The organism is Rhodoferax sp. GW822-FHT02D07 (assembly GCF_058802405.1).
In genome coordinates this window covers 1-24,007 of record NZ_JBXAOD010000001.1, presented here as the reverse complement: position 1 = coordinate 24,007, position 24,007 = coordinate 1, and the positions used below count along the sequence as shown (strand labels likewise).

General features: G+C 60.0%; 21 protein-coding genes. 1 reads left to right on the top strand and 20 read right to left on the bottom strand.

Features of this window, described 5'->3' with window-relative positions; genetic code table 11:
* The 18 genes from mlaD to AC1RNN_RS00020 all read right to left on the bottom strand — a co-directional run bounded on the left by mlaD (position 1) and on the right by AC1RNN_RS00020 (position 20,270).
* Positions 1-483, bottom strand: a complete 483-nt coding sequence (gene mlaD / locus AC1RNN_RS00105) for an outer membrane lipid asymmetry maintenance protein MlaD (RefSeq protein WP_493087021.1) — start codon at positions 481-483, stop codon at positions 1-3.
* 9 nt (positions 484-492) lie between these two features.
* Entirely contained in the window at positions 493-1,275 is a 783-nt protein-coding gene (mlaE, locus tag AC1RNN_RS00100) for a lipid asymmetry maintenance ABC transporter permease subunit MlaE (RefSeq protein ID WP_493087023.1), read from the bottom strand.
* Positions 1,272-2,111 (bottom strand): ABC transporter ATP-binding protein, encoded by an 840-nt coding sequence (locus AC1RNN_RS00095; protein ID WP_493087025.1) that lies wholly within the window; start codon positions 2,109-2,111, stop codon positions 1,272-1,274. The genes mlaE and AC1RNN_RS00095 overlap by 4 nt, the downstream gene beginning before the upstream one ends.
* 56 nt (positions 2,112-2,167) lie before the next feature.
* On the bottom strand, positions 2,168-3,634 hold the full coding sequence (locus AC1RNN_RS00090) for a glutamate synthase subunit beta (RefSeq protein ID WP_493087026.1): 1,467 nt from the start codon (positions 3,632-3,634) through the stop codon (positions 2,168-2,170).
* Positions 3,635-3,667: 33 nt separating this feature from the next.
* Complete coding sequence (locus tag AC1RNN_RS00085) at positions 3,668-8,440, bottom strand: glutamate synthase-related protein (RefSeq protein ID WP_493087028.1); 4,773 nt, start codon at positions 8,438-8,440, stop codon at positions 3,668-3,670.
* Between the two features lie 178 nt (positions 8,441-8,618).
* A complete protein-coding gene (locus AC1RNN_RS00080; protein ID WP_493087030.1) occupies positions 8,619-9,317 on the bottom strand; it encodes an REP-associated tyrosine transposase in 699 nt (232 codons plus the stop codon).
* Positions 9,318-9,344: 27 nt separating this feature from the next.
* Positions 9,345-10,121: an oxygen-binding di-iron domain-containing protein gene (locus AC1RNN_RS00075; protein WP_493087032.1), complete on the bottom strand. Its 777-nt coding sequence runs from the start codon at positions 10,119-10,121 to the stop codon at positions 9,345-9,347.
* Between the two features lie 93 nt (positions 10,122-10,214).
* On the bottom strand, positions 10,215-10,682 hold the full coding sequence (locus AC1RNN_RS00070) for a glycine zipper 2TM domain-containing protein (RefSeq protein WP_493087034.1): 468 nt from the start codon (positions 10,680-10,682) through the stop codon (positions 10,215-10,217).
* 51 nt (positions 10,683-10,733) lie between these two features.
* Positions 10,734-11,654, bottom strand: coding sequence for a class I SAM-dependent methyltransferase (locus tag AC1RNN_RS00065; RefSeq protein ID WP_493087035.1), 921 nt, complete (start codon positions 11,652-11,654; stop codon positions 10,734-10,736).
* Positions 11,651-12,244, bottom strand: a complete 594-nt coding sequence (locus AC1RNN_RS00060; protein WP_493087037.1) for a DUF1415 domain-containing protein — start codon at positions 12,242-12,244, stop codon at positions 11,651-11,653. Before AC1RNN_RS00060 ends, AC1RNN_RS00065 begins: the two co-directional genes overlap by 4 nt.
* A 14-nt stretch (positions 12,245-12,258) precedes the next feature.
* Positions 12,259-13,458: a deoxyguanosinetriphosphate triphosphohydrolase gene (locus AC1RNN_RS00055; RefSeq protein ID WP_493087039.1), complete on the bottom strand. Its 1,200-nt coding sequence runs from the start codon at positions 13,456-13,458 to the stop codon at positions 12,259-12,261.
* Between the two features lie 55 nt (positions 13,459-13,513).
* Positions 13,514-14,620: a 3-dehydroquinate synthase gene (gene aroB / locus AC1RNN_RS00050; protein ID WP_493087040.1), complete on the bottom strand. Its 1,107-nt coding sequence runs from the start codon at positions 14,618-14,620 to the stop codon at positions 13,514-13,516.
* A gap of 58 nt (positions 14,621-14,678) precedes the next feature.
* Positions 14,679-15,203, bottom strand: a complete 525-nt coding sequence (locus AC1RNN_RS00045) for a shikimate kinase (protein WP_493087100.1) — start codon at positions 15,201-15,203, stop codon at positions 14,679-14,681.
* A gap of 33 nt (positions 15,204-15,236) precedes the next feature.
* Complete coding sequence (locus AC1RNN_RS00040; RefSeq protein WP_493087041.1) at positions 15,237-17,294, bottom strand: type IV pilus secretin PilQ; 2,058 nt, start codon at positions 17,292-17,294, stop codon at positions 15,237-15,239.
* A 29-nt stretch (positions 17,295-17,323) separates the two neighbouring features.
* Positions 17,324-17,869, bottom strand: coding sequence for a pilus assembly protein PilP (locus AC1RNN_RS00035; RefSeq protein ID WP_493087043.1), 546 nt, complete (start codon positions 17,867-17,869; stop codon positions 17,324-17,326).
* A complete protein-coding gene (locus tag AC1RNN_RS00030) occupies positions 17,866-18,531 on the bottom strand; it encodes a type IV pilus inner membrane component PilO (protein ID WP_493087045.1) in 666 nt (221 codons plus the stop codon). Before AC1RNN_RS00030 ends, AC1RNN_RS00035 begins: the two co-directional genes overlap by 4 nt.
* 9 nt (positions 18,532-18,540) lie before the next feature.
* On the bottom strand, positions 18,541-19,194 hold the full coding sequence (locus AC1RNN_RS00025; RefSeq protein ID WP_493087047.1) for a PilN domain-containing protein: 654 nt from the start codon (positions 19,192-19,194) through the stop codon (positions 18,541-18,543).
* A complete protein-coding gene (locus tag AC1RNN_RS00020) occupies positions 19,191-20,270 on the bottom strand; it encodes a pilus assembly protein PilM (protein WP_493087048.1) in 1,080 nt (359 codons plus the stop codon). Before AC1RNN_RS00020 ends, AC1RNN_RS00025 begins: the two co-directional genes overlap by 4 nt.
* A 279-nt stretch (positions 20,271-20,549) precedes the next feature.
* Here AC1RNN_RS00020 and AC1RNN_RS00015 point away from each other — a divergent pair, with 279 nt between their 5' ends.
* Positions 20,550-22,916, top strand: coding sequence for a penicillin-binding protein 1A (locus tag AC1RNN_RS00015; RefSeq protein ID WP_493087049.1), 2,367 nt, complete (start codon positions 20,550-20,552; stop codon positions 22,914-22,916).
* A 12-nt stretch (positions 22,917-22,928) separates the two neighbouring features.
* Here the strand turns inward: AC1RNN_RS00015 and cyaY are convergent, their stop codons facing one another.
* Together cyaY and AC1RNN_RS00005 are read right to left on the bottom strand one after the other, a co-directional pair.
* Positions 22,929-23,258, bottom strand: a complete 330-nt coding sequence (gene cyaY, locus AC1RNN_RS00010; protein ID WP_493087050.1) for an iron donor protein CyaY — start codon at positions 23,256-23,258, stop codon at positions 22,929-22,931.
* Positions 23,258-23,509: a hypothetical protein gene (locus tag AC1RNN_RS00005; RefSeq protein ID WP_493087051.1), complete on the bottom strand. Its 252-nt coding sequence runs from the start codon at positions 23,507-23,509 to the stop codon at positions 23,258-23,260. The genes cyaY and AC1RNN_RS00005 overlap by 1 nt, the downstream gene beginning before the upstream one ends.
* Positions 23,510-24,007: the final 498 nt, after the last annotated feature.

The following is a 24,007-nucleotide window of genomic DNA, read 5'->3' as shown; positions in this document are numbered from 1 at the left end:
TTACTTGCCCTCTTTCGCGGTGGACGGGCCGTCAGCCGCCTTGCTGTAGAGGAACTGGCTGATCAGGTTCTCCAGCACCACGGCCGACTGGGTGGTGCTGATGCTGTCGCCCGCCACCAGATTGGCCGAGTCGGCGCCGGCTTCGATGCCGATGTATTGCTCGCCCAGCAGGCCGCTGGTGAGGATCTTGAGGGAACTGTCCTTGGGGAAGGCAAAGCGCTTGTCCATGGACATCATCACCTTGGCCTGGAAGCTCTTGTCGTCAAAGGTGATCGCCTCCACACGGCCCACCACGACGCCAGCGCTCTTGACGGCGGCCTTGGGCTTGAGACCACCAATGTTGTCGAACTTGGCCGTGACCGGATAGCCGCGCTCGAAATTGAGCGAAAGCAGATTGGCCGACTGCAGGGCCAGAAACAGAATGGCCGCTGCACCCAGCATGACAAACAGACCCACCCACACATCTTTGTTGGAGCGTTGCATCGCGTTCCCCTAAATACTGAACATCATGGCGGTCAGGACAAAGTCCAGCCCCAGCACCGTGAGCGAGGCCACCACCACCGTACGCGTGGTCGCGTGGGCCACGCCTTCGGGCGTGGGCTGGGCCTCATAGCCTTGCAGCAGGGCAATGAAGCTCACGGTAAAACCGAACACCACACTCTTGATCACGCCGTTGCCCACATCGGCCCAGACGTCCACATTGCTTTGCATCTGGCCCCAGAAGGCGCCGGGGTCAATCCCGATCATCACCACGCTGACCACCCAGCCACCCAGCACGCCCACCGCGCTAAACACCGCCGCCAGCAAGGGCATGGCGATCACGGCGCCCCAAAAGCGCGGCGCCAGAATGCGGGTCACCGGGTCCACCGCCATCATCTCCATGGCGCTGAGCTGCTCGCCCGCCTTCATCAAACCAATCTCGGCCGTCAGCGAGGTACCGGCCCGGCCCGCAAACAAGAGGGCCGTGAGCACCGGGCCGAATTCTCGCACCAGGCTCAGGCTGATCAGCATGCCCACCGAGTCCGCCGCGCCAAAGCGCTGCAGGCCGTAGTAGTACTGCAGGCCCATCACAAAGCCCACAAAAATGCCGGACACCGCAATGATGGCCAGCGAGTAATTGCCCATGAAATGGATCTGGTCGCGCACCAGGCCAAAGCGGCGCAGTGCAGCGGGCAGGCTGGCGAGCAGGCGCAGGAACAGGCGCGCGCCATAGCCCAAATCAGCCAGTTTGGAACGCACGGCAAAACCCGTGTCCGTAGGACGGTACCAGCTCATCGACCAGCTCCCACGGAAAAGTCGGTGTCCACATCCGGTGCGGGATAGTGGAACCGTACCGGGCCTTCGACCTCGGCGTGCACAAACTGGTGCACCAGCGGATCCACACTGTGGCGCACCTCATCGGGCGTGCCCTGGGCCGCAATCTTGCCGTTGGCCAGGACGATGACCTGATCGGCGATGTGGAAAGTTTCTTCGAGGTCGTGCGAGACGATCACACTGGTCAGGCCCATGGTGTCATTGAGCTGGCGAATCAGACGCGCCGCTGTACCCAGCGAAATCGGGTCCAGGCCGGCAAAGGGTTCGTCGTACATGACCAGTTCCGGATCCAGCGCGATGGCGCGGGCCAACGCCACCCGGCGCGCCATGCCGCCAGAAATCTCGGAGGGCATGAGGTCCCGCGCACCGCGCAAACCCACGGCATTGAGCTTCATCAGCACGACATCACGCACCAGGGCGGCAGACAGGCTGGTGTGCTCGCGCAATGGAAAGGCCACATTGTCGAACACGCTCAAATCCGTAAACAAGGCGCCAAACTGGAACAGCATGCCCATGCGGCGCCGTGCAGCGTAAAGCTGCTGCGCGTTGGCCAGGCCCATATCCTGCACATCCTGCCCATGGCGTTCGCCATGCAGCAGCACCTGGCCCTTTTGCACGCGATGCTGGCCACTGATGAGCCGCAGCACGGTGGTCTTGCCGCCGCCCGACGCGCCCATGAGCGCGGTCACCTTGCCACGCGGAATGGTCAGGCTGACACCGTCCAGGATCAGGCGGTCGCCGTATCCAAACGAAATGTCTTTCAGTTCAACGAGGGGGTCAGAAACGTGTTCGGCCATACAAGTAACAAGGCCGGGGTTTACCCGGCCTTGGCATCATAAGGGATTACCCGGAATCAGCGCGGCAGATCGCTAAAGCCCATCAGAAACTCGTCCACTGCACGGGCAGCCTGGCGGCCTTCGCGGATCGCCCACACCACCAGAGACTGGCCACGGCGCATGTCGCCGGCGGCAAACACCTTGGGCACGTTGGTAGCGTAACCGCCGATGAACTCGGTACTTGCCTTGGCATTACCACGGGCGTCCTTGTCCACGCCAAACACGTCCAGAATGGTTGCCACGGGGTTCACAAAGCCCATAGCCAACAGCACCAGGTCGGCCTTCAGGACTTTTTCGGTACCGGGCACGTCGACCAGTTTGCCGTCCTTGAACTCGACCTGCACGGTCTTCAGGCCGGTGACCTTGCCTTTTTCACCAATGAACTCCTTGGTGGAAATGGAGAACACGCGTTCGCAGCCTTCTTCGTGGCTGGAGCTGGTGCGCAGCTTGAGCGGCCAGTAGGGCCATGTCAGGGGGCGGTTTTCCTCTTCGGGTGGCTGGGGCATCACCTCGAACTGGGTCACGCTGACGGCGCCATGGCGGTTGCTGGTGCCCACGCAATCAGAGCCGGTGTCGCCACCGCCGATGACGATGACGTGTTTGCCATCGGCGCGCAATTGGTTCTTGAGCTTGTCGCCCGCGTTGACCTTGTTCTGCTGGGGCAGGAATTCCATGGCGAAGTGGATGCCGTCCAGGTCGCGGCCGGGCACAGGCAGGTCGCGCGACTGTTCGGAGCCCCCAGTCAGCAGCACAGCGTCAAAGTCTTTCTTGAGCTGGTCTGCAGAAATGGTTTCCTTGGCCCAATTGGTGACTTTGGAGCCCTTGGGCATTTCACCCACCAGCACGCTGGTGCGGATGGTCACGCCCTCGGCCACCAATTGTTCGGCACGGCGGTCGATATGGGACTTCTCCATCTTGAAGTCGGGGATGCCGTAGCGCAGCAGGCCGCCAATACGGTCGTTCTTTTCGAACAGTGTGACGCTGTGGCCGGCGCGCGCCAGCTGCTGGGCAGCGGCCATGCCGGCGGGGCCGGAGCCAACCACGGCCACGGTCTTGCCGGTCTTGATCTTGGCCGGTTGGGCTTGCACCCAGCCTTCGGCCCAGGCGCGGTCGATGATGGCGTGCTCGATGGACTTGATGCCCACCGCGTCATCGTTCACGTTGAGCGTACAGGCGGCCTCGCAAGGCGCGGGGCAGATGCGGCCGGTGAACTCGGGGAAGTTGTTGGTGCTGTGCAGCGTCTCAATCGCAGCCTTCCAGTCCTTGCGGAACACGAGGTCGTTGAAGTCCGGGATGATGTTGTTGACCGGGCAGCCGTTGTTGCAGAACGGAGTGCCGCAGTCCATGCAGCGCGCAGCCTGCTTGTTGGCCTGCGCATCGTCCAGGCCCACCACGAACTCTTTGTAATGCTTCAGACGCTCGGCAACGGGCTTGTAGCCCTCCTCGATGCGCTGGTACTCCATGAAGCCAGTGACTTTTCCCATGATGTCTATCCTTCTTGCTTGGTTCAAACGGTCTTACTTGGCGGGAGCTGCTGCTTTTTTAGTAGCTGCTTGCGCAGTCTTGACGGCGGTTTGAGCCTCTTTCTTTGCATTGATCTCACCCAGGGCACGCTTGTACTCGTTGGGGAACACCTTGACGAACTTGGCGCGGGAAACTTCCCAGTTGTCCAGCAGTTCACGTGCGCGCTTGCTGCCAGTCCAACGGTTGTGGTCCTCCAGCAGCTTCTTGAGCTGGACTTCGTCGCTTTCGCCACGGTGCCAGATGGCCTTGTCCATCGTGGCCTCCTGTTCGGCACTGGTCAGCACCTTCTCCAGGCTCACCATGGCGGTGTTGCAGCGCTTGGCGAACTGACCGTCCTCGTCGTACACATAGGCCAGGCCACCGCTCATGCCGGCGGCGAAGTTGCGGCCGGTCTTGCCCAGCACAGCCACGGTGCCGCCAGTCATGTATTCGCAACCGTGGTCACCCGTACCTTCCACCACCGCAGTGGCGCCGGAGAGGCGCACGGCGAAACGTTCGCCAGCCACGCCACTGAAGAAGGCTTCACCCGTGGTGGCGCCGTACATCACGGTGTTGCCCACGATGGTGTTGCGAATCGCGTCGCCACGGAAGTCGATGCTGGGGCGCACCACCACGCGGCCGCCGGACAGGCCCTTGCCGGTGTAGTCGTTGGCATCACCAATCAGGTAAAGCGTGATACCGCGGGTCAGGAAGGCGCCGAAGGACTGGCCACCCGTGCCTTCGAGCTGGATGCGGATGGTGTCATCCGGCAAGCCCTCGGGATGAACCTTGGTCACCGCACCTGAGAGCATGGCGCCCACGGAGCGGTTCACGTTGCGGGCCACTTCCATGAACTGCACGCGCTCGCCCTTGTCGATCGCCGCACGGCTCTTGGCAATGAGCACGTTGTCCAAAGCCTTTTCCAGACCGTGCTCTTGTGTGAGCACCTGGAAGCGGGGCACATCGGCCGGCACTTGCGGCTGCGCAAACAGGCGGCCGAAGTCCAAGCCCTGGGCCTTCCAGTGGGCGATGCCCTTGCGGGTATCGAGCAGGTCGGCACGGCCGATCAGGTCGTCGAACTTGCGGATGCCCAGCTGGGCCATGATCTGGCGCACTTCTTCTGCGATGAAGAAGAAGTAGTTGACCACGTGCTCGGGCTTGCCGGAGAACTTGGCACGCAGTTCGGGGTCTTGCGTGGCCACGCCCACGGGGCAGGTGTTGAGGTGGCACTTGCGCATCATGATGCAGCCCTCGACCACCAGCGGTGCGGTGGCGAAGCCGAATTCGTCCGCGCCCAGCAGCGCGCCGATGGCGACGTCGCGGCCGGTCTTCATCTGGCCGTCGGCCTGCACACGGATGCGACTGCGCAGGCGGTTCAGCACCAGAGTCTGCTGGGTTTCGGCCAGACCGATTTCCCAAGGGGAGCCGGCGTGCTTGATGGAGGACCAGGGCGAGGCGCCGGTACCGCCGTCATGGCCGGCGATCACCACATGGTCGGCCTTGCACTTGGCCACGCCGGCGGCGATGGTGCCAACGCCGATTTCAGAGACCAGCTTGACCGAGATGTCGCTGTGCGGCGCCACGTTCTTCAGGTCGTGGATCAGCTGGGCCAAATCCTCGATGGAGTAGATGTCGTGGTGGGGCGGGGGCGAAATCAGGCCCACGCCGGGCACGCTGTGGCGCAGCTTGCCGATGTACTCGGACACCTTGCCGCCAGGCAGCTGGCCGCCTTCGCCGGGCTTGGCGCCCTGGGCCATCTTGATCTGGATCTGGTCGGCGCTGGAGAGGTACTCGGCGGTCACACCAAAGCGGCCGGAAGCCACCTGCTTGATGCGGCTGCGCAGCGAGTCGCCGGCCTGCAGGGGCAGGTCCACTTCCACGTTCTCGGCACCGATCACACTCTTGAGGCTGTCGCCCTGCTTGATCGGGATGCCCTTGAGCTCGTTGCGGTAGCGGGCCGCGTCCTCGCCGCCCTCACCCGTGTTGCTCTTGCCGCCGATGCGGTTCATGGCCACAGCCAGGGTGGCATGGGCCTCGGTGGAGATGGAGCCCAGGGACATGGCGCCAGTGGCGAACCGCTTGACGATTTCCTTGGCGGGTTCGACTTCGTCCACGGAAATCGCCTTGGCCGGATCGATCCTGAACTCGAACAGGCCGCGCAGCGTGAGGTGGCGCTTGCTCTGGTCGTTGATGATCTGGGCGTATTCCTTGTAGGTGTTCCAGTTGTTGGCACGCGTGCTGTGCTGCAGCTTGGCAATCGCGTCAGGCGTCCACATGTGCTCTTCGCCACGGGTGCGCCAGGCGTACTCGCCGCCAGCATCCAGCGCGTTGGCCAGCACGGGGCTGTCGCCAAAGGCCAGGCGGTGCATGCGGATGGACTCTTCGGCGATCTCGAACACGCCAATGCCTTCCACCTTGCTGGGGGTACGCGTGAAGTACTTGTCGATCGTTTCGCTGTTCAGGCCAATGGCTTCGAACAGCTGGGCACCGCAGTAGGACATGTAGGTGCTCACGCCCATCTTGGACATGATCTTGGACAGGCCCTTGCCGATCGCCTTGATGTAGTTGTAGATGGCCTTGTCGGCGCTCAAGTCGCCCGGCAGATCCTTGTGGATGTCGGTGAGGGTTTCCATCGCCAGGTAGGGGTGCACGGCTTCGGCACCGTAACCCGCCAGCACTGCGAAGTGATGCACTTCACGCGCAGTACCGGTTTCCACGACCAGACCGGCCGTGGTCCGCAGGCCTTCACGCACTAGGTGCTGGTGAACTGCAGAGAGCGCCAGCAGCGCGGGGATGGCTACCTGGGTGGCGCTGATGCTGCGGTCGCTGATGATGAGGATGTTCTTGCCGCTCTTGATCGCGTCCACGGCTTCGGCGCACAGCGACGCCAGCTTGGCTTCCACGCCCTCGTGGCCCCAGGCCAGCGGGTAGGTGATGTCCAGCGTGTAGCTGCGGAACTTGCCCTGGGTGTGCTGCTCGATGTCGCGCACCTTGGCCATGTCGGCGAAGTCCAGGATCGGTTGGCTCACCTCGAGGCGCATGGGCGGGTTGACCTGGTTGATGTCCAGCAGGTTGGGCTTGGGGCCGATGAAGGACACCAGCGACATCACGATGGCTTCGCGGATCGGGTCGATGGGCGGGTTGGTCACCTGCGCGAACAACTGCTTGAAGTAGCTGTATAGCGGCTTGTTCTTGTCAGACAGCACGGCCAGCGGGCTGTCGTTGCCCATGGAGCCAATGCCCTCTTCGCCATTGGTGGCCATGGGGGCCATCAGGAACTTGATGTCTTCCTGGGTGAAGCCAAAGGCCTGTTGGCGGTCCAGCAGGCTCACGGTGTCGGTGATGCGCTTGGGCTCCACACCGGCGACCACAGCCGACAGGGCGGGCTCGGCGCGGCGCTCATCAAACGTGACGTCGTCGAGCTTGATGCGCAGGTTCTCGATCCATTGCTTGTAGGGCTTGCTGTTGGCGAGGTTGGCCTTGAGCTCCTCGTCGTCGATCATGCGCCCCTGCTCCAAGTCGATCAGGAACATCTTGCCAGGTTGCAGGCGCCATTTGCGCACGATCTTGTTTTCGGGCACGGGCAGCACGCCGGACTCGGAGCCCATGATGACCAAGTCGTCATCGGTGATGCAGTAGCGCGAGGGACGCAGGCCGTTGCGATCCAAGGTGGCGCCGATCTGGCGACCGTCGGTGAACACGATGGAGGCCGGGCCGTCCCAGGGTTCCATCATGGCGGCGTGGTATTCGTAGAAGGCCTTGCGGCGTTCGTCCATGGTGGTGTGCTGTTCCCAGGGCTCGGGAATCATCATCATCACGGCCTGGCTGATAGGGTAGCCGGCCATGGTCAACAGCTCGAGGCAGTTATCGAAGGTGGCCGTATCGGACTGATCGGCAAAGCTGATGGGGTAGAGCTTTTGCAGGTCGGCTGCCAGCACAGGCGACGACATCACGCCTTCGCGCGCCTTCATCCAGTTGTAGTTGCCTTTGACGGTGTTGATTTCACCGTTGTGCGCCACATAGCGGTAGGGGTGGGCCAGCGGCCACTCAGGGAATGTGTTGGTGGAGAAGCGCTGGTGCACCAGACCCAGGGCGGACACGCAGCGCGCGTCTTCCAGGTCGCGGTAGTACACACCCACCTGGTCGGCCAGCAGCAGGCCCTTGTAGACCACGGTGCGACTGGACATGCTGGGCACGTAATACTCTTTGGAGTGCTTCAAGCCCAGGGCCTGGATGTTTGCACTGGCGGTCTTGCGGATCACATACAGCTTGCGCTCCAGCGCGTCCTGGATGATGACGTCGGCACCACGGCCGATGAAGACCTGGCGCAGGATGGGCTCTTTTTCGCGCACGGTGGGCGACATGGGCATGTCGCGGTTCACCGGCACATCGCGCCAGCCAAGCAGCACCTGACCTTCGGCCTTGATGGCACGTTCCATCTCCTGCTCACAAGCCAGGCGGGAGGCGTGCTCCTTGGGCAGGAAGATCATGCCCACGCCGTACTCGCCCAAAGGCGGCAGGGTGACGCCCTGGGCCGCCATTTCCTCGCGGTACAGCGCGTCGGGCAGCTGGATCAGGATGCCGGCGCCGTCGCCCATCAGGGGGTCGGCACCCACGGCACCGCGGTGGTCCAGGTTTTCGAGGATCTTGAGCGCGTTCTTGACGATGTCGTGGCTCTTCTCGCCACGGATATGGGCCACAAAGCCGACGCCGCAGGCATCGTGCTCATTGGCGTTGGAATACAGACCGTTGTCTTTGAGGTGTTGGATTTCGGCTGCCGTCGTCATGGCGCACTCCTGAAAATTGCAGTGGAAGCGAAGAATACTGCAATGCAACAAAGGTGCCAAGCACAATAAATGGGGTCAGATCATAATTATTTGTTGAACAAAACAATCGGAAATTAAATGGGGACACATCAAAATTGATAGCTGCTTGCGCTTATTTGACGGTGGTTAGAGCCAATTTTTATTCGGAAGCAGCAGGGCTGAGGGGACGACCTGGTTGTCCCTTGCGGACGCGACGCGGCGTTTTTTTCTGCAGGGCGTCCAGAAACTCACCCTCCCCCATGGCCCAGCCGCGCAAGACTGCATCCGTCAATGCACCTTGCAGCGTCTGGCCAATTCCGGCCTGCACCATCTGGGCGTAGGCGGCCTCGCGCGCGAACGGGGTGTTGCCCAGATTCCAGACCAGGGGATGTGGCGTGAGCAGCTTGTCAGCCCGGCTGCCGGCGTAATGGGCGTAGCTGGACCAAGGATAGTCCGCCGCCTGCAGCACCATCCCCGCACGCACCGGGTTCAGGTCGATATAGGCCATGCATGCCAACAGGTAGCGTTCGGCATCGATCAGGGTGGAACGGTAGCGCCCCTCCCACAGGGTGCCGCTGCGCTGGTGCCGGTCGTTAAAGTAGCGCACATAGCTGCGGCCCAGGGCCTGCATCATCTTGGGCAGGGCATCGTCGGTGGGGGGCGTAGCCAGCAGGTGGAAGTGGTTGTCCATCAGCACAAAGGCGTGCACCGCCACCTGGTAGCGCCTGGCACTCTCTGCGATCACGTCCTTGAGCACCTGGAAGTCCGCCGTGTCCAGGCAAATGGGCTGGCGGTTGTTGCCACGCTGTATCACGTGGTGCGGATGCGCCGCCAGGGTCAATCGGGGGAGACGTGCCATGGCCTTAGTGTGCCCTAAACGCCCTCTTTAGAGCCGCTGGACAGGAAGCTGGTACTGGGGGGCGCCCATGAGGTCGATGCCGCAGGACAGGGATTCCAGCCAATCGAACAGCTGGCCAATGGCCTCCCCCTGCAAGGGCGCGCCGTGCTGGGGTACGACCATGCGGATATCAAGCTCCCGCACCATGCGCACCCAGAGCCGCAGAATCTTGTTGCTGACCATGTAGCGGCGGTGGAAGGCCTCCATGCCCGGTGGCATGGGCGTCAGCGAAGTGATGGGCTCTTGCGCCTGTTGGCCGCTGATGAGGGAGACACCCAGATCACCGGAGAACAGTATCTTGCTGACCGGATCGTAGAACTGGAAGTTGCCCTCGGAGTGCATGAAGTGCGCGGGCAGCAGCCAGAGTTCGCTCTTGCCGTAGCGCAGGCGCCCGCCCTCGTCGGGGATGGCGATGATGCGGTCCTCGGTCTTGCCGATCTTGCAGAAATGCGGCGCAAAGCGGGCCCAGAGTTGGGAGATCAGCAGCTTGGCCTGGGAAGACGTCATCCACCGGTCCAGCGAGGCAATGATGTCGGGGTCGGCGTGGGAAGCAAGGATGTAGTCCAGATCCTGGGGCGCAATGTACTTGCGCATGGTCAGGTTCAGCTCGTTGTAGGTCATGTTCCCGCCCGGATCGAGGATGACGCCGGCACCGTGGTCCACGATGAGGAACTGGTTGGCCTGCACCGCCTCCGCTTCGTCCGACACCAGGTCGGTAAACATCACGCAGCAGTGATGGTCATCTCTGTACAGCTCGATCGGCATGGCATGGAACCCCAAAAGACAACGAGCGCCCGATGCGCTCGTTGGATTCCATTGTGGAGCGGGTGCTCCCGGCCGGTATTGACTCAGGTCAACTTACTTGGGCGCCTTGGTCACGCGCACCTTGCCACCGGTGGTGACCAGAATCACCGGGTCGCCGGCGGCCAGTTGTTCGCTGCCCTTGGCCTGGACAATGGCACGGCGGTCGCCGCCCTTGAGTTGGACCAGGATTTCGATGGCTTCTTCCTTGGTGGAGAAACGCTCGATGGCATTGCCCGCTGCAGCACCCGCCACACCGGCCAGCACACCCAGCACCTGGGCTTCGCGCTGCACACCGCTGCCGGCCGAGCCGCCAATGGCACCGACTACACCACCCACAGCCGCGCCGATACCAGACTGGCTGCCGTCCACCACCACATTCCGCACCGACAGCACCACGCCGTCTTGCACCTGGGCCAAACGCTGGGCATCGCCACGCTGGATCACGTCGGGGCTGCTGCTGGCGCAAGCGGCCAAGGCCAGCACCACGGACACCGAGCCCACCAGTTTCATCAATTTCTGCATACAAACTCCTGTTTCACATCGGTGGCGCTTGCCACCAACATCCTTAACGGGTCAGACCGCCAAAGCGTTGTCCTGCCGATTGTCGTCCGGCAATGTAAACCGCGTGTCAAGCAGGGCTAAGAGCCCAAACTCCTCCAGAATCACCCGCAGGCGCTGGCCCGCAGCCCGCTTGCGCTGGCCCGTGTAGCGCGCCAGGATGAGTTCATTTTTCATGCTATGTTCCCAGCCCACCAGCTCGGTCACCGTGACCTGGTAACCATGGGCTTCCAGATACAGGCAGCGAAGTACGTTGGTAATCTGGCTGCCCAATTCCCGCGTGTGCAGCGGGTGGCGCCACAGCTCGGCCAATGGCGTGCGTGACAGCGACAGGGCCTTGCCCTGGCTCAGATGACGCGCCACCTCAGCCTGGCAGCAAGGCACCAGCACAAAGGCACGCGCTTTCTTCTCCAGACCGAAGGCGATGGCGTCATCGGTCGCCGTGTCACAGGCGTGCAGCGCGGTTACCACGTCAAAGTTGGCGGGCAGGGCCGCGGACTGGGTGGACTCAGCGACGCTGGTGTTGAGAAAGCTCATGCGCTCAAAGCCCAGCTCTTTCGCCAGCGCCTGCGATTTCTGCACCAGCTCGGCCCGGGTCTCGATGCCATAGAGGTGGCTACCCGGCAGGTTCTTGAAAAACAGGTCGTAGAGGATGAAGCCCAGATAGGACTTGCCGGCCCCGTGGTCTGCCAGCGTCAGTGCGCCCTCGGCGGTGGGCGGCAACTCCTGCATGAGCTTTTCGATGAACTGGTAGAGGTGGTAAACCTGCTTGAGCTTGCGGCGCGAGTCCTGGTTGAGCTTGCCCTCGCGCGTGAGGATGTGCAGCTCCTGCAACAGGCGCAAGGACTGGCCAGGGCGCACTTCGTCAGCCAAGGGATGGGCCGCGGCTGGCGCGGTTGATTTGGCTGGGGTTGCGGGGCGGGATTTTTTGGTCATGGTGTTTTCTTGGGGGCGTACAGGCCCAGTGCATCCCAGCCGCTGTGCCCGAGGGCCTGCAAGGTTTCGATGTTTTTCTCGAAAATGCTTTCGGCTTGGGGAAAGGCCTGCACCGCACGGTCCAGACTGTCTTCGCGCAGAAGGTGCAGCGTCGGGAATGGCGCGCGGTTGGTGTAGTTGCCGATGTCATCCGGCTGCGCATCGGCAAACTGGAACTGGGGATGAAAGCTGGCGATCTGCAACACGCCGTCCAACTTGCTTTTGCGCAATACGCGGTCCGCACGGTCCAAAAAGTCGTTGAAATCCAGAAAGTCCGGCAGGCAGCGGGGTGCCATCAGCAGGGTCGTGTCGCGCAGCTGCGGATCGGTGGCAGCAAGATCCAACAGCTCCTGGCGGAGCTGTACCAGCCATTCGACCGGGTCAACTCCCTCGTAAACCACGTAATGGATTTGCCCCTTGACGTGCACCGCCTTGGCGAAAGGACAGAGGTTAAGGCCAATGACCGCGCGCTCCAGCCACAGCCGTGTGGCGGCAATCACTTGGGGGGCATCAGAGGGCACCCCGGAATCTGGCGAGGCTCCGGTATCCATACACAAGTCCTGCATCAAACCGCAAACAGGCGCCGACCGGTCAGGCGCTCGTGCTCCCGCAGCGCAAAGCGATCGGTCATGCCGGCAATGTAGTCCGCCACCCGGCGCTCCAGACTGACCACCTGGGGGTTGCCGGCAACGCCATCCGGCACGGTAGCTTCGTTCTGCATGTGCGCCGGGCTGTTGCAATAAGCCACAAACAGGTCGGCAATCACCTGCTTGGCCTGCTCCATGGTCTGCATAACCTGCGGGTGCCGGTACAGATGGCGAAACAGGAAAGTCTTCATCGCCTGCGACTGCGCGCGCATGTCCGCACTGAAGCAAACCAGTCCCCTGCCCTGCTGACGAACGTCGGCCACGGACGCAGGCCGAGCTGTGTCCAAGGCGGCCTGCGTCGCGTCCATCAGGTCATACACCTGCGCGCAGAGCATGAGACGAATGGACTCGTACAGCCACCGTTTCTGATTGCGGATGTGCCCCAGCTCCGGGTGCTGCTGCAGCGCCGAGGCGCTGAAGCTTGCAAACAGTGGGACATCCTGCAGCTGGTCGAAACGCAGCAGGCCGGAGCGCACACCATCATCAATGTCGTGCGCGTTGTAGGCGATCTCGTCGGCCAGATTGCAGAGCTGGGCCTCGAGGTTGGGCTGGGTCTTGTGCAGAAAGCGCTGCCCCACACCGCCGCCGCCATCGGCATACGCCGGCTCCAGCGCCTCGATGGCCTCCGCATTGGCGCGCGAACAGTGCTTGAGAATGCCCTCGCGCGCCTCGAAGCTGAGATTGAGTCCGTTGAACTGCGGGTAACGCTCTTCCAGCCAATCCACCACGCGCAGGCTCTGCAGGTTGTGTTCAAAGCCGCCATGGGCCACCATGCAGTCGTGCAAGGCGTCCTGCCCCGCGTGACCGAACGGGGTGTGGCCCAAGTCATGCGCCAGGGCAATGGTCTCCACCAAGTCTTCGTTGAGGCCCAGAGTACGCGCCATGGAGCGCCCCAGCTGCGCCACCTCCAGCGAGTGGGTCAACCGCGTACGGAACAGATCGCCCTCGTGATTGATGAAGACCTGCGTCTTGTAGACCAGCCGACGGAATGCCGTGGAGTGCACGATGCGATCCCGGTCCCGCTGGAAGGCCGTGCGCGTCGGCGCGTCAGGCTGTGCATACCGGCGTCCCCGCGTCTGGGCAGGGTCGCAAGCATATGTCCGCAATTCTTCGCTCATAAACAGGCACTAGCCCCCATGGAATATGCGCAAGCAGCTATCAACTTTATAGCAATCAGGCGCAGCAGCGGTCAATGACAGCGCGCACCACCGCATCCGGCGCACCACGCACCGCCGCCCGGGCTGGGCCATCTATCACCACAAAGCGGATATCGCCCGCTTCCGATTTCTTGTCCAGCCGCATGAGCTCCAGATAACGCCCGGCGTTGTCCTTCGCATCCAGTTGCGGACCGCGCACCGGCAGGCCTGCGGCGGCAATGAGACGGGTCAGACGGTCGACGAAGTCGACATCTACCAGCCCCAGATCCTTGGAGAGATGGGCCGCCATCACCATGCCACAGCCCACGGCCTCACCGTGCAGCCACTCACCGTAGCCCATGCCGGCCTCGATGGCGTGGCCAAAGGTATGGCCAAAGTTCAGGATGGCACGCAGTCCCGCCTCACGCTCGTCCTGCCCCACCACCCAGGTCTTGATTTCGCAACTACGCTGCACGGCGTACGCGAGGGCCAGCGGGTCACGGGCCAGCAAAGCGTCCAGATGACTCTCGATCCAATGCAGAAACGCGAGGTCGGCGATCGGTCCGTACTTGATGACTTCCGCCAGCCCCGCGCTGAGTTCGCGCGCGGGCAGGGTCTTCAAACTGTCGATGTCGCACACCACCATCTGCGGCTGATAAAACGCACCGATCATGTTCTTGCCCAGCGGGTGATTGATGCCGGTCTTGCCACCCACGGATGAATCCACCTGCGACAACAGCGTCGTGGGGACCTGCACAAAGGGCACCCCACGCATGTAGCTCGCAGCAGCAAAGCCAGTCATGTCGCCCACGACACCACCGCCCAAGGCAAACAGCACGGTCTTGCGATCGCAACCTTTGGCCAGCATGGCATCGAAAATCAGGTTGAGCGTCTGCCAATGCTTGTGGCTCTCGCCATCCGGCAGAACCACCAACTCCACGGCCTTGTACTGGGTCCGCAAGGCATTGATCAATTTCTCCGCGTACAGGGGGGATACCGTCGTGTTGCTGACCACTACCGCTTGGCTGGCCTTGGGCAAGACTGCATAGTGGGCACCCTGGTCCAGCAGGCCGGTGCCAATGTGAATCGGGTAGCTCCGTTCCCCCAGATCAATGGAAACAGTAGAGAAAATTTGCGTAGTCATCCCCGGAGTTTAGAGCCTGAGGCCGCTGCCCCTGACTCGCGGCGCTTTGACACCCGGGTTATGCCGCCGGCAAATGCCCCGACAACTCCAGCTGCATGACCACCATGTTGACCAAGGTCGCCACCGAGGGACGTCCTGTTTCCAGTACAAAGTGCGCTGTTTCTCGATACAGAGGGTCACGCACGGAAAAGAGATCCCGCATGCGAGCGAGGGGATCGGCAACTTGCAGGAGTGGGCGACTCACATCGTGTCGTAGACGCCGGAACAACTCTTCGGGCGTGGATTTTAGGTACACCACATGGCTGCGATCACGCAAATGCTCGCGATTCAAGGGGCGCAACACCGCACCACCACCCGTGGAGATGACAGAAACAGTCCCTTGCGTCAGACTGTCCAGAACTTCCTGCTCGATGTCACGGAATCTGGCTTCGCCTTCCCGGTCGAAAAACTCGCGGATAGAGCAACCCAGACGGGCCTCGATCGCATGGTCTGAATCAACAAATGGCAGGCGTAGCCTGCGTGCAAGCTGCCGCCCTACCGTGGTCTTGCCCGATCCGGGCAAGCCCACCAGACTGATGCTCAACTGCAAAACACACCCACCCCACCCCGCAACAATTTAGCGGGCAATCGCCTTGTCAGAGAGCACCTTGGGGGTGATGAACACCAGCATTTCACGCTTGGTCGTGGACTTGGAGCGGTTGCGGAACAGCACACCCAAGCCAGGGAGGTCACCAAAGAACGGCACTTTGATCTCAGAGTCAGTCTGATCTTCGGTGAAAATGCCACCGATGACCACCGTACCACCGTTCTCTACGAGTACTTGAGTTTGAATATGCTTGGTATCAATTGCAAATCCAGCCGGTGTCGATTGACCCACAGTATCTTTAGTAATGTCCAGAGTCAGGATGATGTTACCCTCAGGCGTAATCTGTGGCAGTACTTCTAGTTTCAGATTGGCCTTGCGGAACGCTATCGAAGTAGCACCGCTAGAGGAAGCCACCTGATAGGGAAGTTCAGTTCCCTGTTCAATCAAAGCCTTAATTTGGTCGGCAGTAACTACTCGGGGGCTGGACACCACCTTGCCTTTACCATCAGCTTCTAGCGCCGAAATTTCGAGGTTCAGAAAACGATCAGCACCCGCACCAAAGATCGATACAGCAAACTGGCCTGGCGTATTAGAGCCCAAAGCCCCGGTAGAAGGTAAGTTCACAAAATTACCGGAAGTTGTTGCAGCTGAGCCGACAACATAGCTGGATCCGAAAGCCAAACCGGGCTTGTCACCAGATGCCGCCGCGGTTCCGCCTCCGCCCAGCTTCACACCCAGTGACTTGCCAAAGCTGTCCGACGCTTCCACGATACGCGCTTCGATCAGAACCTGGCGAACCGCCACGTCAATCTTGGCAATCAACTGTTGCACCTGCTCCAGCTTGCTTGGAATATCCGTCACAAACAACTGGTTGGTTCGATTTTCGTAAATCACGCTGCCGCGGCTGCTCAGAATGCGACTAGGGGTCACGCCTTGGCCAGGGCCGGAACCCGCTGCCACCAAGCCAGCAGCGATATCAGAGGCTTTGCCGTAATTGATCTGGAAGGCCTGGGTCCGCAAGGGCTCCAGATTTTGTACAGCTACGACGGACTCCAGATCCAGCTTTTCCTTAGCTGCAATCTCGTCCTTAGGCGCAACCCAGAGCACATTGCCAGTCTTGCGCATTCCCAAACCCTTGGCTTGCAAAATAATGTCCAAGGCTTGGTCCCATGGCACATCCTGCAAGCGCAGGGTGACAGAGCCCGACACGGAGTCGGAAGTCACAATATTGAAATTGGTGAAATCCGCAATCACCTGCAGCAAGCTGCGCACTTCAATGTTCTGGAAATTCAGCGACAGCTTCTGACCGTTGTAGCCAACGCCTTGGGTCAGCTTCTTGGGATCAACCTTGATCTCCTTGACTTCCACGACAAACTGATCATCGCTTTGATAAGCGCTGTGCTCCCACTGGCCTTGGGGCTCAATGGTCATGCGCACGCGATCACCGGACTGCACGGTGGTAACGGATTTAACTGGTGTACCAAAGTCACTGACATCCAGCTTGCGACGCAATCCCTCAGGCAAAGTCGACTTCATGAAATCAACCACCAAGGCCTGACCTTGTTGGCGGATATCAACGCCTACTTGGTTGTTTGGCAGGGACACAACGATACGGCCAGCACCATCTGCAGTCCTGCGGAAGTCTAAATCCTTGAGCGGCGCGCTATCGCGATTGCGGTTCTCCGCAAAATTGGTCACCGTAGTAGGGCCTGTAGCAGCCACTGGGGCCAGTACAACCAGCAGGGACTTGCCTTGAATCTCCGCTTTGTAGGCAGCAGGCTGCTTCAGATTCAAAACAACACGTGTTCGCTCTCCTGCTTGTACCACACTCACAGAACGCAAATTCCCCTGATTCACATCGATTGTGGAACGTCCCATAGCGTTCGATACGCCAGGAAAGTCTAGTGCAATGCGTGCGGGGGATTGGATTGCAAAACCCGTTGGCACAGAGGTCAAGGCTTGAGAAAGGTCAATCTTGACCACTTCGCCGCCACCTTGCATCGACCCCGTCACCGCCTCAATCGCCGGTTGTGCAAACGCCAGCCCAGATAAGGACAATAGAAAGGCCGCACAAACTCTTTTGTACATTCGAAGTTCTCGCATTAACTTAAGCATCATCATTTCGACCCCTCTTGCAACGCCAAGGTTGCAGCGCGTTCAATCCACTCGCCAGCGGCATCCTGCACAATTTCACGCAGAGTCACTTCAGTCTCGCTGATTTTCATCACACGACCGAAATTTGCACCAAGGTAGTTGCCCACCTTGACCTGGTAGAGCAGGTTGTCCACCCGAACCAGTGCCACAGGTTGACCAGCCTTGATAAGGCTACCCACCAGTGCCATGGAGTCCAAGGGAAAGGCCTCAAGCGGCTCTTTGCGACGCGACAGTTCTGGCGCCACCAAGGCCGCGTTGGATACAGTCTGGGCCGAATCCCGCTTCAGGGCTTGAGTCAGCTTCTGATTGCTGAAAGGGTCTATCGCGGCCACATTGTCATAGGGTTGGGGGACGAATTGCTTGGGCGCAGGAATAGCATCCACCTTGGGGCGCGTCTGGTTGCGCTCATCCACCATCCATTGCCGGATTTCATCTTCACTGGACGAACCACAACCTGCCAGCAAAGCACTGACCGCAAGCAACAGGAAGAGAGGACGGGTAGCTATCATTTCTTCGCTCCCGTCGCCTTGCGCTGGGCGGCAACCTCTTCTGTGTCCAGATAACGGAAAGTCTTGGCAGTGGCATCCAATATGAGTGTGTTGTCTGCACGCGGCGCCACCGTCAAATTGTTCAACGTCACAATACGAGAGAGATGCGCAACGTCCGAAGCGAACGCACCAATATCGTGGTAGCGGCCAGTGACACGCAAAGTAATAGGCAACTCTGCGTAATATTCTTTGACAGCGATCTGTCCGGGGCGAAACAATTCGAACTGAAGACTACGCCCGAGACCCGCCTGATTGATATCAGACAGCAGAGCATCCATTTCCGCCTTGCTGGGTAATTGCTTCTCCAATTGGGTCACATATTGCTGTACTTGCTCACGTTGCTTGCGTAAAACGTCCAAGTTGACTGCCTTGGAGAGTTTCTTTTTGTAGTCCTCCCGCAAAACGATTTCCTTCTCTTGCTCTTGTTTGAGCAAATCCTCTGAGCCGCTAAGCCAGATAAACCAGAGCGCCACCAAAATCGCCAAGCTGGTAAAAGCAAATAGGGCATATTGAGGAATGGCGGGCCACAACGACGGATCCTTGGGATCCAGATCGCGAAATTGACTTGCCAGCTTCTCCTGCAATGCCTGGAAGTCGATAGAAGGGGATTTGATTGTTGCCATACGCGCCACTTATGGTTTGACAAGCGCGGACGCTGCCGGGACAGGAGGCTGCACTGGCGCCGATGTGGCGGTAGCCTTTTGCGCTGCAATTTTTTCGGCTTCACTGGCTCGCACCAGACGGACTTTAATCACAAAGTTACCCACGCGCTTCTGATCCTTGGGCGAAACTGCAACGGTACCCGAAACAATTTCTATCAGTTCCGGCTTCGCAAACCAAGGGGTGTTGTTGGCAAGATTGCGCAACAACTCTGAAACCCGCTCGTTGGACTGAGCTACGCCATTCAAAGTCACCGACTGGTCAACTTGCGTGACCTTGTTCACATACACACCGTCAGGCAATTGGTTCACTAGCTCTGTCAGCAAATGAACTGGCAAATTACGATCAGACTGAAGATCTTCCACAGCCTGCTGGCGTGCACGCAAGGCCGCGATTTCGGATTCCAGGGTCGCGATATCCTTGATCTGGGCCTCGAGTTTCTTGATTTCAATTTCCAGCAATGAATTGTTGGATTGCTGTGAAGTTATCGCCGCCTGATACCACAGGAAAACGGTACCCGCAATCAATCCACCCAATAGTGCAGAGGCACCCAGAGAAACATTGAAGACATCACGGCGTCGCTTGCGCGCCGCTTCGCGGTGGGGCAGTAGGTTGATAAGGATCACTGCGCAAACCTCCGCAGAGCCAGCCCGCACGAGGTGAGGTACGACGGTGCTTCACGCGTCATGCGTTTTAGGCGAACTCCGTCCCCAATTTCCATTCCGTCAAAAGGATTGAGCAGGCTGCAAGGAAAACTGGTGTGCTGCGTCACCGCATTGGTGAGTCCAGGCAGCGCAGCAGAACCACCTGCCAACATGATGTAGTCCACCTTGTTGTGTGGCGTGCTGGTAAAGAAGAACTGCAGCGCGCGGCCCAATTCCTGCACCATGGTGTCAATAAATGGCTTGAGCACCGCCGACTCATAGTCTTCGGGCAGCTCTCCGCTGCGCTTCTTGCTTTCGGCCTCTTCCTGGGAAAAGCCGTACTGGCGCACGATGAGCTGGGTCAATTGAGCGCCGCCAAAAGCCTGGTCACGGTCATAGAGCACTTCCTCGTCACGCATCACCTGCATGCTGGTGGTCAGAGCGCCAATTTCAAACAGGGCCACGATCAATCCGCTGCCTTCATTGGGCAGGTTGGCAATCAGCCGTCCGGCAGCCAAACGTGAGGCGTATGACTCCACATCGACCACCACGGGCGTCAATCCGGCAGCTTCTGCCAAGCCTTGCACGTCCTGGACCTTTTCACGGCGAGAGGCCGCGATCAGCACTTCGATATCACCAGCAGAAGAGGCACTGGGGCCAATGACACAGAAGTCCAGACTCACTTCGTCCAAAGGAAAGGGAATGTATTGATTGGCCTCTGACTCGACCTGCAGCTCCAGATCTTGATCGGTCATGCCACCAGGCAAGATGATCTTCTTGGTAATCACGGCCGAAGGAGGCAGTGCCATGGCCACCTGCTTGGTCTTGGTACCGCTTTTCTTGACCAAGCGACGCACCGCTTCGGCGACTTCGTCGAATTTCTCGATATTGCCATCGGAAATCCAGCCTCGCTCCAAAGGCTCTATGGCGCAGCGCTCCAAAACCAGATTGCCCGCCTTATCACGGCCAAGCTCCACCAGTTTGACGCTGGACGAACTGATGTCCAACCCCAGCATGGGAGCAGGCTGTCGACTGAATAACGACCCCAATGAGATCAAAACGGTCCCCTGAAAGAAACCAGCTGCAGGCCGGCAAAACTTAAGAAATCACTTCAATGCTAGCAGCAAGATCATTGAGCGGCAAAGGTTTTTTGCCATTCCGACTTATTGCAGCGTTGTCAAAAGCAGACGTTTTGTTACGCAAAGTAAGTCGCATGGAACTTTCCCGGCCTACGACCACCCCATGCGCCCGCTATGCTCGGGAAACGCCATTCTCAGGGTGCCGGAGAGCTCTGTGCTCCATTTTTATAATCCGGCACGCACTTACGCACACGCTTTATGTCCGCCACCACACCAGAATCTCCCGCCTCCACCAAACCCATGCATTGGGCCTTGCGCTTGCTTGTCTGGTTGGTCGGGCTGGGATTGGCGGGCTTGGTCTCCGTGCTGGCATTGATCGCCTTGGCCTTGGCCATGGCGTTTCCCAATCTGCCCGACATATCTGATTTGTCGGACTACCGTCCCAAGTTGCCACTCCGCGTTTTCTCCGCCGACGGAGATTTGATCGGCGAGTTTGGCGAGGAGCGGCGCAACCTGACTCCGATCAAGGACATCCCCAAAGTCATGACCCAGGCCATCCTGGCAGTGGAAGATGCCCGTTTTTACGAACACGGCGGCATCGACTATGTCGGCGTGGTGCGCGCGGGTCTGGCCAACGTGGGTCGGGTCAAGAGCCAGGGTGCGTCGACCATCACCATGCAGGTGGCCCGCAATGTCTACCTGTCGTCCGAGAAGACCTTTACTCGAAAGATCTATGAAATCCTGCTGACCTTCAAACTTGAGCACTTCCTCAGCAAGGACCAGATCCTCGAGATCTATATGAACCAGATCTACCTCGGCAACCGTGCCTACGGGTTCGCGGCCGCCTCCGAGACCTACTTCGGCAAACCGCTCAAGGACATCACCATTGCCGAAGCTGCCATGCTGGCCGGCCTGCCCAAGGCCCCCTCAGCCTACAACCCCGTCGTCAACCCCAAACGCGCACGCTCTCGCCAGCTCTACATCATCGACCGGATGCTGGAGAACAACTTCATCACCGAAGAGCAGGCCGAGGCCGCCAAGGCCCAGGAGCTGAAAATCCGCCATGGCGCCGCTGCCAACCCCATCCACGCCGAATATGTGGCAGAAATGGTGCGTCAGCTGGTTTATGCCCAGTATGGCGAGGAGACCTACACCCGGGGCCTGAATGTGCAGACCACCGTGCGCACCCAGGACCAGATCGCCGCCTACAAAGCCTTGCGCCGCGGCATCATGGACTACGAACGCCGGCAGGTCTACCGCGGCCCTGAAAAATTCCTCAACCTGCCCACCAACCCGCAGGAACTCGAAGACGCCATTGACGACGCGCTCGACGAGCATCCCGACAACGGCGATGTCATGTCCGCCGTGGTGCTGGAAGCCAACCCTAAGCTGATCAAAGCCATCCGCCAGAACGCAGAGTTGGTGGAGATTACCGGCGACGGCCTCAAACCCGCCCAATCCGGCCTGTCCGAGAAGGCGCCCCCAAATATCAAGATACGCCGTGGCGCCGTGATCCGCGTGGCCAAAACGGCCAAGGGCGGCTGGGAAATGACCCAGTTGCCCGAAGTGGAAGGCGCCTTTGTTGCGCTGGACCCGCGCGACGGCTCCATCAAGGCGCTGGTGGGCGGCTTCGACTTTGCCAAGAACAAGTTCAACCACGTGGTCCAAGCCCAGCGCCAGCCCGGCTCCAGCTTCAAACCTTTCATTTATTCAGCGGCGCTGGAAAAAGGCTTCACGCCAGCCACCGTGGTCAACGACGCACCGCTGTTCTTCAGCGCCGGCGTCACGGGCGGCCAGCCCTGGGAGCCCAAGAACTACGACGGCACCTTTGAAGGCCCCATGACCTTGCGACGCGGCCTGGCCAAGTCCAAGAACATGATTTCCATCCGCGTGCTGCAGTCCATTGGTACCGAATACGCCCAGCAATGGGTCACACGCTTTGGCTTCGAGGCCGAGAAGCACCCCGCCTACCTGACCATGGCCCTGGGCGCCGGGACGGTCACACCCATGCAAATGGCTACGGGCTATGCCGTATTTGCCAATGGTGGCTACCGCGTCAATCCCTGGGTGATCTCCAAGGTCAGCGAGCAACGCGGCAAGGTGCTGGTCGAATCAACCCCCCCGGTGCTGTCTGACACGGAACGGGCCATCGAGCCGCGCAACGCTTTCATCATGACCAGCCTGTTGCAGGAAGTCACCCGTTCGGGCACCGCCGCACGCGCGCAAGCAACGCTCAAGCGCCCCGACGTTTACGGCAAAACCGGCACCACCAACGACTCCATGGACGCTTGGTTCGCTGGCTTCCAGCCCACCCTGGCGGCGGTGACCTGGATTGGTTATGACACCCCGCGCAAACTGGGCGACCGCGAAACCGGTGGTGGTCTGAGTCTGCCAGTCTGGATCAGCTTCATGGAAACCGCGCTCAAGGGCGTGCCGGTGGCCGAGCTTTCAGCGCCCGAAGGCGTGGTCTACCAAGGCGGCGAGTGGTACTACGATGAATTTGCCAAGGGCGCCGGCGTGTCCTCCTTGGGCATGGGCGACAAGCCAGAAGGTGAAGCGCCCACTACCATCCCTATTCCTGCAGCCGAGGAGAAGAAAAAGATTCTGGATTTGTTCAGCCAATGACGCCCGGGAGCATCAGGCGCTGAACGGCAGCACCATGCCTGCCTGCTGGCTGGCATTGGCAGTCAGTGCGGCAAAGAACTCGCCCTGCCCCTTGGTGTCCTGCCACTGCCCATCCAGCCAGCGGTAGTGGTAGCCACCCGATTTGGCCGCCATCCAGATTTCATGCAGCGGCTTTTGCAGGTTGATGATGATCTGGCTGCGGTTGGGAAAGCTCAAAGTCACCATGCCACCCACGCGCTGGTTGTCGATGTCGGCGTCCGAATCGTCGTTTATCCGGTCGCAGCAGACTTCCACTGCCTTGAGCAGCGCTTCTGCACGGTCCATGAATTCCTGGTCGGTCATTACAGATTACTAATGTTCTTTCGGCGCTTGAGCATGCGCTCTTTGCACGCCGAGTCGCGTTCGGATTCAAGTGCAGCGATGACGATCCATTGGTCGCTGTCCTGACCTAGGTCTTCTGCAATTGCGCCAGCGATTGCAGGGCTTAGGTGGCCTCTGTACTTTGCGTTGTAGAGGGCCTTTTCCGAAAGATTTAGCGCTTTCGTCCACTCGCCGATGTCTTTGACCTTCAAGGCATCGTCAAGCAGATTCATTGTGTTTTGCATATAGGGCCTTTCCACGTGTTGTGTACAAGCTACACGACATGAGTAATTATCGCTTTTCGCTTGTACTCGTGTTGTGTATTTCGTAGCATCCGCTTCGTACTCACGTTGAGTATTAACGAAGTTTAAGCGGCCATGCAACAAACCACATTACGGAACTCAGCGACGGGCGAAAAGGCCCTGAGTGGCTTGGCCGCTTCCCCAGTGTCTCCGGCGCTGGGTTCCACCCTCTCCCAAGTCTGCGAACCTGCCGCCGTTCTCTACAACCGCCACCACATCAACTGCATCCAGTGCATCGCTGGTGGTCGCGGTTCTTTGTACGGCAAACGCTGCGCTGTTGGTTCTGACCTTTGGTCAGCCTACCAAGACGGCGCAGCGAAGAGCGGGGCGCAGCACCGCCTCGCTGCGCCGCAGGCGCAGACAACACCCCCCGATGGTAATCACGGGGGGTACTTCTCCGGAGCGAACGAACGTGTCTAAAGCCAACCC

Excerpts from the sequence above, each read along its gene's own strand:
- mlaD (WP_493087021.1), bottom strand. The coding sequence starts at position 483 with ATGCAACGCTCCAACAAAGATGTGTGGGTGGGTCTGTTTGTCATGCTG.
- mlaE (WP_493087023.1), bottom strand. The coding sequence starts at position 1,275 with ATGAGCTGGTACCGTCCTACGGACACGGGTTTTGCCGTGCGTTCCAAA.
- AC1RNN_RS00095 (WP_493087025.1), bottom strand. The coding sequence starts at position 2,111 with ATGGCCGAACACGTTTCTGACCCCCTCGTTGAACTGAAAGACATTTCG.
- AC1RNN_RS00090 (WP_493087026.1), bottom strand. The coding sequence starts at position 3,634 with ATGGGAAAAGTCACTGGCTTCATGGAGTACCAGCGCATCGAGGAGGGC.
- AC1RNN_RS00085 (WP_493087028.1), bottom strand. The coding sequence starts at position 8,440 with ATGACGACGGCAGCCGAAATCCAACACCTCAAAGACAACGGTCTGTAT.
- AC1RNN_RS00080 (WP_493087030.1), bottom strand. The coding sequence starts at position 9,317 with ATGGCACGTCTCCCCCGATTGACCCTGGCGGCGCATCCGCACCACGTG.
- AC1RNN_RS00075 (WP_493087032.1), bottom strand. The coding sequence starts at position 10,121 with ATGCCGATCGAGCTGTACAGAGATGACCATCACTGCTGCGTGATGTTT.
- AC1RNN_RS00070 (WP_493087034.1), bottom strand. The coding sequence starts at position 10,682 with ATGCAGAAATTGATGAAACTGGTGGGCTCGGTGTCCGTGGTGCTGGCC.
- AC1RNN_RS00065 (WP_493087035.1), bottom strand. The coding sequence starts at position 11,654 with ATGACCAAAAAATCCCGCCCCGCAACCCCAGCCAAATCAACCGCGCCA.
- AC1RNN_RS00060 (WP_493087037.1), bottom strand. The coding sequence starts at position 12,244 with ATGGATACCGGAGCCTCGCCAGATTCCGGGGTGCCCTCTGATGCCCCC.
- AC1RNN_RS00055 (WP_493087039.1), bottom strand. The coding sequence starts at position 13,458 with ATGAGCGAAGAATTGCGGACATATGCTTGCGACCCTGCCCAGACGCGG.
- aroB (WP_493087040.1), bottom strand. The coding sequence starts at position 14,620 with ATGACTACGCAAATTTTCTCTACTGTTTCCATTGATCTGGGGGAACGG.
- AC1RNN_RS00040 (WP_493087041.1), bottom strand. The coding sequence starts at position 17,294 with ATGTACAAAAGAGTTTGTGCGGCCTTTCTATTGTCCTTATCTGGGCTG.
- AC1RNN_RS00035 (WP_493087043.1), bottom strand. The coding sequence starts at position 17,869 with ATGATAGCTACCCGTCCTCTCTTCCTGTTGCTTGCGGTCAGTGCTTTG.
- AC1RNN_RS00030 (WP_493087045.1), bottom strand. The coding sequence starts at position 18,531 with ATGGCAACAATCAAATCCCCTTCTATCGACTTCCAGGCATTGCAGGAG.
- AC1RNN_RS00015 (WP_493087049.1), top strand. The coding sequence starts at position 20,550 with ATGTCCGCCACCACACCAGAATCTCCCGCCTCCACCAAACCCATGCAT.
- cyaY (WP_493087050.1), bottom strand. The coding sequence starts at position 23,258 with ATGACCGACCAGGAATTCATGGACCGTGCAGAAGCGCTGCTCAAGGCA.
- AC1RNN_RS00005 (WP_493087051.1), bottom strand. The coding sequence starts at position 23,509 with ATGAATCTGCTTGACGATGCCTTGAAGGTCAAAGACATCGGCGAGTGG.